The 14,111-nt window shown below is 60.6% G+C and carries 1 protein-coding gene; it reads right to left on the bottom strand.

Going from position 1 to position 14,111, the window contains the following annotated elements:
* Positions 1 to 167: 167 nt before the first annotated feature.
* Entirely contained in the window at positions 168 to 14,018 is a 13,851-nt protein-coding gene (locus tag G4D79_RS25110; RefSeq protein ID WP_214514507.1) for a non-ribosomal peptide synthetase, read from the bottom strand.
* Positions 14,019 to 14,111 lie beyond the last annotated feature (93 nt).

Consider the following 14,111-nt stretch of genomic DNA (forward strand, 5'->3'; position numbering starts at 1 on the left):
CGATCACTTCCGAGGTTCTACCCTTGACCTGGGCAAATCGCGTTCGACGTCCCGGTAAAGCCCCAATAGTTGATCGGACACACCGAACCATTGTTACAGCTGTCGCGGAGTGGACATCATCGGACTGTTCGGGATATGGGAGTCCATCAACTTCGTGAACGGCGGCGTCAGCTCAGAGTCCACGTCGCGGGATCACACGCCAGGCGTAGATCTGGCAAAGCTCCTTCGACAACACCTGTGAAGACGTCTGTCGGACCAACCGCGTGCGAAACCCACTCCTCTGCAAGTAGCTCCTGTACCTCTGCGTCCTTCGCCGCTTCCGAGTACAGCAGTACGACGCCACCGACCGCTCCGCCAAGCAGAATAGTCAGAATCGATGTTTCGTCTTCCTCGGGACCGAAGTACATCAAACGCGATTCATAGTCGACATCGTGCTTCTGCGACATCGCGTCCAACTTCGCTGCGAGCTCTCCATGGGTGATCTGGCCAGGGTGCGAACCGGCAACCACGACCGCGATGTCGTCCGCGCTCAGCGGACGAAGCCGGTCCGTGTAGTTCACGGAACGACTCGAGTACGACGCCACCAACTCGATAACATCTGGCTGGTCCAAGTCGAGGCTCGTGTCCAGCGGTACGTCAGATTCGGCCTCACCCGAAATCAACGCCAAGGCCACACTCGGAGCCGTTTCTGTCCCACGTGCTGCTCCTGTAGCTCCTACCAGAGCTGCCGCGCCGGCTTTGGACAGCGCCCAGGCCGCCACCACCAGTTCGATGCCACGCAATCCTGTGATCCCCACCGTGTCGCCCGGACCGATCCCAAGATTGATCAGGTGGCGAGCGAGGCGAGATGATCGTGCATCGACCTCGTGGTAAGTCATTTCCTCCTCATCGCACACGACTGCGACAGCATCAGGATCAGCCTCTACGGAATTTGCCAATCGCTGTGGCACGAGTCGGCCCGTCGGAGCGCCAACGGCCGGGGGCGGCGTTGTGTCCACGGAGCCGAGGACTTCTGCTCGTTCGGAGTCGGTGAGCAGTTCGATGTCACCAATCGGACGTGAAGGATCCGAGGAGACCCGATCTAGAACGCGGACGAAGCGCTCGACATGTGCGTCGGCGGTTGCTTGGTCGAAAAGGTCCGCAGCGAAAACCAAATGGCCGAGCAACCCTCCCGTTACCGGATCTGAACTGAGATTGAGTTGGAGGTCGAACTTCGCAGTCGCCTCCACACCCTCGACAGCCGTGATCTTCAAATCCGGCAGACTGAACGAGGCTCCTGCCATCGGTTCGACCGACAGTGCAACCTGGAAGAGCTCGCTCGCTGACGCCGACAAGGCGCCGGTTACTTCCTCGAACGGGATGTCTCCGTTCGCAAATGCCTCGAGATCGACGTTTCGGACGAGCGAGACCAAGTCGCCGAATCCCGCTCCGAGATCCGGAGCGGTCCTGAGTGCAAGCGTGTTGACGAACATTCCGACTATGTCGTCCAGTTGCTGCTCACCTCGCCCGGCCACTACCGTTCCGATCGCGAAATCTCGGCTTCCACTCAACCGTGCGATGAGTACTGCAAGCGCAGCGTGCACAACCATGAACAATGTGGCGTTGTGTTCGCGCGCAATCTCGTTGAGCCGCGCCGCCGTCTCCGCGTTGACGGAGAACTCCGAGACACCGGCACGTGCAGACATCTGCGCGGGTCGCTGACGGTCGGAAGGCAATCCGGGCGTCGACGACACACCGTCCAACGTCCGGCGCCAGAAGTCGAGTTGCCGTGCAGCCTGTGAGCCGACCTCGCCAGCGCTACCGAGCACTTCGCGCTGCCAGATCGCGAAGTCCGCGTACTGAACAGTCAACGGCGTCCACGACGGCGCGGTGCCGCGCACGCGAGCCTCGTAGGCGACCATCATGTCTCGGGCAAGAGGTCCCATCGATTCACCGTCAGCGGCGATGTGATGAGCGACCAAGACGAATATGAAGTCTGCCGGGCCCAACTCGAGCAACCCAGTGCGTACAGGTACCTCCTGAGCTACGTCGAATCCGGTCGTCACCAACTCCACGACGCGATTGAACGCCGCGGCCTCGTCGTCCACCTGAATCGTTTCGAGAGGCGAAAGGAGTTCGTCGATCGCGACGATTTTCTGAACCGGCCCTTCGATGTCACTCGGGTAGCTGGTCCGGAGCGACTCATGTCGAACCAAAACGTCGTGAAGAGCCTGGCGCAAAGCCGCGACATCCAAGTTCCCTGTCAATCGCAGAGCCAACGGAATGTTGTATGCCGCAGAACCGGGATCCATCTGGTTTACCAACCACATTCGCTGCTGGGCCAAGGACAGAGGAAGACGTTCTGGACGTTCCCGCGCCTCCAACTCCATCCTCGCACCGGAACCTGCGGTCTTTTGGACTACTACAGCCAAACCTTCCACTGTCGAGTTCTCGAACAGCACGCGCACCGGGACCTGCGCATCGAGTGCCTGCCCCAATCTTGCTGCCAACCTGGTAGCGATCAACGAATTACCACCCAGCGCAAAGAAATCGTCATCCAGACCGACCCGCTCCGCGCCCAACACATCTCCGAACACCGACGCAACAATTTCCTGCACCGCTGTGACCGGCGCCCGAAACTCTGCTGCCTCGAATACCGGTGACGGGAGAGCCTTTCGATCCAATTTGCCCGACGCATTGAGTGGAAGCTCGTCGAGGACAAGAACCTTCGAGGGCACCATGTACGTCGGAAGCACGGCCCGGGCAGACTCCAGAACTTCCGACGCATCTACTGCAGTTCCCACGACATACCCGACCAGGCTGTCGCCGAACGTCGCATCGCTGTGCAGGACGACCACCGCATCTGAAACCGCCTCGTGCGAGATCAGAGCAGATTCGATCTCGCCGAGTTCGATACGCTGCCCCCGCAGTTTGACCTGGAAATCCGATCGGCCGATGTACTCGAGCTCGCCCCGACCGTTCCACCTGACGAGGTCGCCGGTTCGATACAACCTGCTGCCGCCATCTGAGGCGCCCCTTTCCCCGCCCGCAAAGGGGTTGGCGACGAAACGCTCCGCCGTCAACGCCGCTCGGTTTCCGTATCCGCGACCGACACCGACACCACCGACATACAACTCGCCGATCACGCCCGGCGGCACCATACCCAACGACCGATCCAGAACGAACAGATCCATGTTCGGCACCGGTGCACCGATCGGAACGCTGACGGTGTCATGCGCAGTCACCGCGTGGAACGAGACCACGTCCGACGCTTCCGTCGGGCCGTAACTGTTCACCACGCGTACTCCGCCTGACAACAAACTGCCAAGACGATTAAGCCGGATCGACTCGCCTCCAAGGAACACAACATCGAGAACGCTCAAAGCAGACTCCTCGTCGGAATCCACCACGGCTTCGAACGCGCTCGGCGACATGTTCGCCACTGCAACGTCACCGTGCCCGACGCGAGCAACGATCGCATCCGGATCGAAACCGTCCGAGGCAAGCACTACGCTCCGACCGCTGCTCAACGCTGCCCAGACGTTCTTCTGCGTCAAGTCGAAACTCGGTGACGACGCGATCAATAGACCACCAGTTTCGGGCAACTCGCTGCGGTACCAGGCCACCGTGTTCTCGATGCCGGCCATCGGCACCAACGTCGGCTTCGGACGACCCGTCGAACCGGATGTCGAAATGACATACCCCAAGCGGTCCCCCGCACCGAGTTCACGCCATCGATCCGTCGGCCTCTCCACCATCGGCGAATCGCGCATGATGCTGTCGAGGACGATCACGTCCACCGCCAGATCGAGAGTCGTCGTACTCACCGCGCATCGGGCACCGGTGTCGGCGATTATCGCTTCGATCCGATCCTGTGGGTACGACGGATCGATCGGCCCGTACGCAGCACCCGCCTTCCACGCCGCCAACATACCTACGACCCACTCGACCGACCTCGGCACGATCAACGCGACGACGTCGTCCGGACCGACGCCGGCCGCCGTCAATCGCTCGGCCACCACGTTTGCGTAGGCGTCGAGCTGCCCATAGGTCAGCGCCTCGCCATCGCACTCGACGGCAAGAGAATCAGGCGTCCGCCCAACCTGTTCTTCGAACATCGCAGTCAAGGACGCGCCTGCCAACGCTGTGCGCCCACCAGCGGACCAGCTGAGAAGGTTGCTGCGCTCAGCAGCGGTAAGTACGTCGATATCACCCAACCGAACTGACGGATCAACAGTGATCTCAGCAAGGATGCGCCCGAACCTGCCGGCAAAGCCTGCCACCGTCGACTCGTCGAACAGATCCGTCGCGTACGTGAACTGCGCCGCCATCCCGGCCGGGGCACCGGACTCGTCGAACTGCTCGACCATGGTCAGCTGCAGATCGAACTTGGCCGCCACCGTGTTGGCGTCGATTCCCGCAACTGTCAGATCGCCAAGTCGAAGCACCGACTGCTCCATGTTCTGGAACGACAGCATCACCTGGAACAACGGATTACGCGCCTGCGACCGCGCCGGATTGAGCACCTCCACCAACCGCTCGAACGGCAGATCTACGTGCGCAAACGCACCCAGATCGCCCTCACGAACCCGACCCAACAACCCCGAGAACGACTCCGAAGAATCCACCTCGGTCCGCAACACCAACGTATTGACGAACATCCCGATCAAATCATCGAGAACCTGCTCACCACGACCCGCCACCGGAGTACCGATCGCAATATCGGACGTCCCCGACAACCGCGACAACAACACCGCCAACGCCGCATGCACCACCATGAACAAGGACGAATTCGACTCACGGGCAATTTTTTTCAAAGAATGATGCTCTGGCGCGTCGATAACGAAAGCGTGTTTGGCGCCACGATTGGACGCCACCGCCGGCCGCGGACGATCAGCCGGCAAATCCAACTGATCCGGCAACCCCGCCAACGCCGACTCCCAGAACCCGATCTGACGCGAAATCAACGACGACGGATCATCTTCCGAACCGAGAGTCTCCCGCTGCCACAACGCGTAATCCGCATACTGCACCGCCAACGGCGTCCACCCCGGCACCTCACCCCGAGAACGAGCCTCGTACGCCACCATCACATCACGCGTCAACGGCCCCATCGACACACCATCACCACTGATGTGATGAACCACCATCGCCAACACGAACTCCGACTCCGACACCGCGAACAACCGCGCCCGAACCGGAACCTCCACCGCCACATCGAAACCAGCCGACAAGAACTCCGTCACCGCACCAACGACATCGGACTCCGACACCGCCACCGGCGACAAATCCAACCGCACCCGATCCGCAGACAACACCTCCTGGAACCCGACACCGTCGACCTCCGGATACACCGTCCGCAAAATCTCATGCCGCACAACAACATCCGACACCGCAGCGTCCAACGCCGCCACATCCAACAACCCCGACAACCGAATCGCCACCGGAATATTGTTCGCCGACGACAACGTATCGAAACGGTTCAAGAACCACATCCGCTGCTGCGCCAACGACAACGGCACCCGCTCCGGACGCACCCGAGCCGTCAACGCCGCCCGCGCACCCGAACCAATCTCCGACTCCATCCGCGCAGCCAACAACTCCACCGACGACGCCTCGAACAACACCCGCACCGGAACCTGTGCATCGAGCGCCTGCCCCAACCGAGCGGCCATTCGAGTAGCAATCAAAGAGTTTCCGCCGAGTGCGAAGAAGTCGTCATCCAGACCCACTCGCTCGACCCCGAGTACCGCCGAGAAAACAGAAGCGACAATTTGTTCTACCGGCGTGACCGGGGCCCGGAACACCGCAACCTCGAACACCGGCTCCGGCAACAACTTCCGATCCAACTTCCCAGACGAGTTCAGAGGCAACTCGTCCAAGACCATGATCGCGTTCGGAATCATGTAGACAGGTAGCGATTCAGGAAGCGCATTCCTCAAGACTTCTACGTCGATCACAGAATCCGGGACCGCGATCACATATGCGACCAGCTGATCGCCCGTATCGGTGGATGCCACAGTGACCACACACTGAGCTACCGTCGAATGCGCCAGCAGAGCTGACTCGATCTCACCCAGTTCGATCCTCTGACCACGGAATTTGACCTGAAAATCGGTACGCCCGACATACTCGAGTTCGCCTGCGGTGTTCCACCACACCAGGTCCCCGGTGCGATACATCCGACTGCCACCGGGATTGATTTCACCGTTCGTGTCGCTCGCCTCCACAAATGGGTTCGCGACAAAACGATCACTGGTGAGATCGGGTCGCGCGACGTAACCGCGCGCCAGTTGATCACCGGCCAGATACAGCTCACCCGCAACGCCTACCGGCACCGGCTGCAACCGACTGTCCAACACGTAGACCTGCGAGTTCCACTCGGGCACCCCGATCGGAATCCCTGTTGATTCCGATCCATCGACCTCGTAGTAGGTGATCGAGACCGCAGCCTCGGTTGGGCCGTACACATTGTGCAGGCCTGCAGACGACACCTGAGCGAATGCACGCACCGTCTCGACCGGCAATGCCTCACCGATCACGAATACGTCCCTCAGTGACACCAATGCGTGTTCCGGAACCGAAGTCGCGAAGACGGTCAACATCGATGGAACGAAGTCCGTCAGCGTCACCCGATGATCTTCGATCAGACGAGCCAGATACGCGGGATCTCGATGGCCGTCGTGAGATGCCAGCACCACTCTCGTACCGGACAAAAGCGCAGTGAAGTATCCCCACAACGAGACGTCGAATGTCGTAGCAGTCTTCTGCAAATAGACGTCTTCTGGGCCGATGGCGTACTGATCCTGCATCCACAGGACCTGGTTCACGATGGCGTGATGCGACACCGCAACGCCTTTGGGCTTGCCCGTGGAACCCGAGGTGAAGATCACGTAGGCGGCATTCACATCATGCAGACGACCGCGACGATCAGCATCGGAAATGACTGAAGCCGAGTAGCTCGAAAGATCGACATTGTCGATCAACAGCACGTCGGCGCCGTTCGGCGCTACGAAAGCGTCCCTCGTCGTCGACAGCACACAGACTGGATCGGCCGTCGTGAGGATGTGCCCGATTCGCTCGGCGGGGTGATCGGGATCCAAGGGCACGTAGGCTCCGCCCGCGGCGATCACCGCGTACATACCTACTACCAGATCGAGCGATCGACGCATCGCCAAGGCCACCAACGATTCGGGCCCGACACCATCTTCGATCAGCTTGCGTGCCAATTTGTTCACACGTTCCGACAACTCGCCATAGGTCAGCGACTGGCCGTCGAACACCACGGCAACAGCATCGGGTGCCAACGCAACGCGAGTGTCGAACAGCGAAGCCAATGTCTCACTGTTCCCGACGTCATGTGCGGTGGAGTTGCGCGCAGTCAACAGCGACTCGCGCTCGGCCTCGTCCAACAGCTCGATGTCACCCACGGTGATCGACGGATCCACGACCACCTGTTCGAGGATCCTGGTGAACCGATCGGCGAATCCACGAATCGTCGACTCGTCGAACAGATCTGTGGCGTATGCGAACTCGGCGAACATGCCGTCTTCGAGCGCATCTTCGACGCGGGGAGCGAGAGTAAGTTGAAGATCGAATTTCGCGATACCGGCATCGAACTCGACGCCTGAGACTTCCAATCCCGAAAGCTCCAAAGCATCCTGCGACATGTTCTGGAAGAACAACGCGACCTGGAACAGCGGGTGATGTGCCTGCGATCGGGTGGGATCGAGCACCTCGACCAGCCGCTCGAACGGAACATCGCCGTTGCCGAGCGCCTGAAGGTCTGTCCTCCGCGTTGCCGAGACGAGCGCACTGAACGAACTGGCGAGGTCAACAGGAGTCCGCAGGACCAGTGTATTCACGAACATACCGATCACATCGTCGAGCGCCTTTTCGCCTCGCCCTGCAACCGGAGTACCGATCACGATGTCACTGGTACCGGACAACCTTGCGAGAAGCACGGCGAGGGCCGAATGCACCACCATGAACAGCGATGCGTTCCGCTCGCGTGCGAGTGAGTCCAAGCTCGACCGAATCTCTTCGCTGACGGAGAAGCGATACGTAGCGCCACGATTCGAGGCGACGACCGGGCGGGATCGGTCAGCCGGTAACGCAAGCACTTCCGGAGAATCACGGAGGACGGAGCGCCAGTGGTCCAGCTGAGCCGAGATCAACGAATCCGGGTCGTCCTCGTCGCCGAGGACCTCCCGCTGCCAGAGTGCATAATCGGCGTACTGCACCTCGAGCGGAGTCCAATTCGGAACGCCGTTCGAAACCCGAGCGGTGTAGGCAACCATGACATCCCGAGTCAACGGGCGCATCGAGAAGCCGTCCGCTGCGATGTGGTGCACAACGAAGGCCAGAACGTACGAATCCTCTGCAAGTTCGAACAACCCGACTCGAACCGGAACGGTTGACGTCACGTCGAAACCCTGGAGCGCGAAACTCAGAAGTTCGTTGTGAATATGCGAGGCGTCGATGACCTTCGGTGTCAGTTCAACCGGCACCTCGGACGACGGGAGGACTACCTGGTGTCCTTGTCCACCTTGCTCCGGATAGACGGTCCGGAGCGACTCGTGGCGTTCGATTACATCAGAAATCGCATGCCTCAGCGCCGAAACATTCAGGACGCCTTTGATATTCAATGCGATTGGAATGTTGTTGACGGCAGAATCAGGATCGAAGCGGCTGAGGAACCACATTCGCTGCTGAGCTAGTGAGAGTGGGATCAACGCCGGCCGTGGGCGGGCCACGAGCGCGGTCCTCCCTCCTGCCCCTGCGATCAACTCAACCTGCGCTGCCAAACCTTCGACAGTCGAAGCATCGAACAACACCCTCACCGGAACCTGAGTGTCGAGCGCTTGACCTACGCGAGCCACCAACTGCGTTGCGACCAAAGAGTTTCCGCCGAGCTCGAAGAAGTCGTCATCCAGACCGACCTGTTCCAACCGGAGAACATCTCCGAAGACGCCGGCCACAGCGATTTCGGCGACACTCGACGGTGCCCGAAACTCGCGCGCCACGAACACCGGATCCGGAAGAAGCTTCCGATCCAACTTCCCCGACACACCCAACGGCAACTCTTCCAGCACCATCACCACCGCCGGCACCATGTAACCCGGCAGACGACCCGCAACAACTCTCTTCAACTCGTCAACGTCCACCACACCACCAGCGGCCGTAACGTACGCAACCAACACATCCTCACGCACAACCACAACTACCGACGACACCGACTCGTGCTCACGAATCACCGACTCGATCTCACCGAGCTCGATCCGCAAACCGTGCAACTTCACCTGAAAGTCACTACGCCCGATGTACTCCAACTCGCCCGACGCAGTCCACCGCACCACATCACCGGAGCGATACATCCGCCCACCATCACCCGAGAACGGATTCGCCACAAATCGATCCGACGACAAATCCGGCCGACCCACATACCCACGAGCCAGCTGAACACCCGCCAGATACAGCTCACCCGCAACACCTACCGGCACCGGACTCAATCGAGAGTCCAGAACAAACACCTGCGTATTCCATACCGGAGCACCGATCGGCACCCCCAGAACATCCGCCGGCACCACCTCGTGGAACGTCACATCCACCGCCGCCTCGGTCGGACCATACAAATTGTGCACCCCGACACCCGGCAACACAGCCCACACATCGGCAACAACACTCGCCGGCAACGCCTCACCTGACGCGAACACCCGAGTCAGCGAAACACACGCAGCCACAGACGAATCCGTCACGAAAACCTCGAGCATCGACGGCACGAAATGCACCGTCGTCACACCCTCCCCCACAATGACCGACGTCAAATACCGCGGGTCACGATGCCCATCCGGCACAGCCACCACCAACCGAGCACCAACCTGCAACGGCCAGAAAAGCTCCCACACCGACACATCGAACGTGAACGGCGTCTTCTGCAACACCACATCCGACGAATCCAACCCGTACTCGTCCTGCATCCACGCCAACCGATTCACAATCGCCGCATGCGAAACCGACACACCCTTCGGACGCCCCGTCGACCCCGACGTGAAAATCACATACGCCGCATTGCCCGACCGCAAAGGCGAGACCCGATCGATATCCGAAACAGAGTTATCCGAAAAACCAGACACATCAACAACATCAACCTCGACCACCGGTACCACACCGGCATCGAATCCAACGTCAGAGGTACTGATCACGCATACCGGCGACGCCGACTCCAACACGTACGCATTGCGCTCCGCAGGCTGATCCGGATCCACCGGAACATACCCACCGCCAGCCTTGAGCACGCCGTAAACCGCAACCAACAAATCAACCGACCGACGTACCGCCACACCCACCAACGACTCCGGTCCCACACCCACCGAAACCAGGTACCGGGCAAGACGATTCACCCGCGAATCGAACTCCGCATATGACAGCGAAAAACCCTCGAACGACACAGCTACCGAATCCGGCGACGCCGCAACCTGAGCATCGAACACGTCCACCAACGACACATCCGCAACCTCATGCGCAGTGCCATTCCACGACTCGAGCACCAAAGATCGCTCACCCGAATCGAACATATCCACATCACCAACCCGAACCGAGGGATCGGCAACCACTGCTTCGAGAACTGAAATCAACCGCTTTCCGATTGATTTGGCAGACGACTCGTCGAACAGGTCGGTCGCATAGACCAGTGCGACGGTCAAACCACCGACCTTGTCCGCGGTATCAGATTCCCACACAGTGAATTGGAGGTCGAACTTCGCGGCCGACGACTCTACGTCCAGTCCGGAAATGCGCAGTCCCGGAACCTCCAGACTTTGCTGCATGCTCTGTCCCAAGTTCTGCAGCGAGAGCATCACCTGGAACAACGGGTTCCGTGCCTGAGACCGGGCGGGGTTGAGTACCTCCACCAGTCGTTCGAATGGCACATCGGCGTGCCCGAAGCCGCTGAGGTCGGATTCGCGCGCCCGCGAAATCATGTCCCGTGCCGAAGCTTCGAGATCAACCTCCGTGCGGAGGACGAGTGTGTTGACGAACATTCCGATCAGGTCGTCGAGAGCTTGATCGCCTCGACCGGCGACCGGAGTGCCGATCACGATGTCCGAAGTCCCCGACAACCGCGCCAGCAGAATCGCCACGGCACTGTGCAACACCATGAACAGAGATGCGTTGTTGTCGAGCGCAATTCGATTGAGAGCCTGGTGGAGATCCGGCTCGATCGTGAATGTGTGCCCGGCTCCCCGGTTCGACGCGACGCGCGGGCGCGGGCGGTCCGACGGAAGATCGAGCTGATCGGGGATACCGGCCAACGCGTGGCGCCAGTAGTCGACCTGGCGAGTGATCAGAGAATCCGGGTCGTCTTCACTGCCGAGAACCTCGCGCTGCCACAGTGCAAAGTCGGCGAACTGTACGGGCAGCGGAGCAAGATCGTGCGAAATTCCCTGTGTCCGAGACACATAAGACGAAACGATGTCCTTGGTCAACGGTCCCATGGAGAACCCGTCACCGCTGATGTGATGGACGACGAACACGAGGACGAATTCGTCGGCGGCGAATTGGAAGAGTGCCGCCCGAATCGGAACCTCGGTGGTCACGTCGAATCCCGGAGTCACGAAGTCGGTCACGCGCTCGACGATCGCCGACTCGTCCACCCGTATGGGAGTCAGGTTCGGTACCACGGCTGCAATGTCGACCAGGCGCTGATATCCGACGCCGTCGACCTCCGGGTACACAGTCCGAAGGATCTCGTGCCGCTCGATCAAATCCTCGAGTGCGCCTTGCAACGCATCGACATCGAGCGCTCCGCTGAGCCGCAGCGCGACCGGAATATGGTCGACTGCCGATTCTGGTTCGAATCGATTGAGGAACCACATGCGCTGCTGTGCCAAAGACAGCGGAACCAACTCGGGGCGCTCGCGAGGGATCAGGGGAACGTGAGCCTTGCGGTCTTCTGAGATTTTCGCTTCGTCGATGAAGACGGCAAGTTCTGCGGCGGTGGGTGCGTCGAAGAAGTTGCGCATGTCGATGGCGATGCCGTGTTCGGCATTGATCCGCGCAACCACGCGAGTGGCGAGCAATGAGTTGCCGCCCAGTTCGAAGAAGCCGTCATCTGCCCCTACCCGATCCTGCCCAAGTAGATCGGCAAAGATCGCGACCACACCGGCTTCGGTGGGTGTCGCGGGCTCGCGATACTCAACCGTCTTCGACGCGAATTCGGGTGTGGGCAAAGCCTTTCGATCCAGTTTGCCGCTGGCGTTGAGCGGAAACTCGTCCAGTTCGACGAACATGGCAGGGATCATGTAGTCGGGTAGCCGTTCGCCAAGCGACGACGTCAGATTCTCAGAATCGATACCCTCGGCGACGATGTAGGCCACCAAGTTGTCACCGATCGTTTCGTCCGAATGGACGATCACCACGGCTTGGGAAACACCTTCGCAATCGAGCAGTGCCGCCTCGATCTCACCGAGCTCGATGCGCAGACCGCGGAGCTTGACCTGAAAGTCGGTGCGACCGATGTATTCGAGCTGACGGTTCGCTCCGGCACCGCGCCAGCGCACCAGGTCTCCGGTTCGGTACATCCGGGATCCGTCAGTAGCGCCGGGCCGCGCCACGAAGCGGTCTGCCGTGAGATCGGGACGCGACACGTATCCCCTGGCCAGCTGAATCCCGGCAAGATAGAGCTCTCCTGCTACACCCGACGGCGAGGGCCGCAGCGCATCGTCGAGCACCAGGAGCTCGGTGTCCGCAACTGCTGCACCGATCGGCACCGACACCTGATCCTGCTCGCCGGTTTCGTAATAAGTCACGTCGACGGCGGCTTCGGTCGGGCCGTACAGGTTGTGGAGTCCAGCGCTGCTGACCTCGCGCAGACGTGCCGCCGTTCGAGCCGGCAACGCCTCACCGGAAGCGAACACGTAGCGAAGGGTTTTGACCTGCGCAACAAGGGGTTCGGCGACGAACACGGCGAGCATCGACGGCACGAAGTGCACCGCCGTCACTCCGCGCTCGATCATCGTGCGAGCCACGTACACCGGATCACGATGTCCGTCGGGTTCCGCGATCACCAGCGATGCACCGACCTGCAGCGGCCAGAAGAACTCCCACACGGACACATCGAAAGTGAAGGGTGTCTTCTGCAAGATCACGTCGTCGGCAGTGAATCCGTACTCGGTCTGACGCCATTGCAGGTTCGCGACGATGGCACGGTGAGAGACTGCAACGCCTTTGGGGCGTCCGGTCGATCCGGACGTGAAGATGACATACGCAGTGTTGTCCGCGCGCAGCGGCGCCAACCGGTCGGCGTCGGTGACAGTTGTCTCGGCACGACCCGACAAGTCGAGGGTGTCGACGTCGAGCGTGGGCGTACCGTGCGGCAGCACCACGGCATCGGACGTACGTGTGAGCACAGCCGTGGGCTTCGCGATCTCGAGTACGTAAGCGAGACGGTCGGCAGGATGATCCGGGTCGAGTGGAACGTACGCGCCGCCGGCCTTGACGATCGCGTACATCGAGACGAGGAGATCGATCGATCGACGCATCGCGAGACCGACGAGGCTGTCCGGTCCGACACCTGCCGCGACGAGTTCACGGGCCAGGCGGTTCGCCCGCGCGTCGAACTGCGCGTAAGTGAGCTGCGTTCCGGCGTAATCCAGCGCGAGCGCATCCGGCGTCCGCTCGACCTGCTCGTCGAAGAGTCCTGCGAGGGTCACGTGTGCATCGGACTCCGACGCGACCTCCACGATCGAAGTGCCGTCGGTGATGAGACGGTCGACCACCGCGCCGAGACCGTCGGCCTCGCTGCCGATCAGCTCTGGCAGCACCGTGGAAACGACAACAGGAACCAGGGCATCCGCCCCCAATGCCCCACCCATCGCGGTGTCGAGAGTGACCAACTCGTCATTGAGTCGTCCGTAGCTGATTTCGGTTCCACCGTGGCTCAGAGCCACACGATCAGGATCTACCGCCGCAACTGCAGCCACCAACTTCGGCAGATCTTCGATCGTCAGCGACTGCGGTCCCGGAATACCGACGGACATCTACACTTCCTCCAACTGACTTTCGTGAAGTGCGCCCCGGTCGAGCACAGCGTTCTGCTCGGCCGGAGGCGTTCACTGGGCAAATACTGAATG

Source organism: Rhodococcus sp. WY5, assembly GCF_018588185.1.
In the GTDB taxonomy this organism is placed as follows: domain Bacteria; phylum Actinomycetota; class Actinomycetes; order Mycobacteriales; family Mycobacteriaceae; genus Rhodococcus_F; species Rhodococcus_F qingshengii.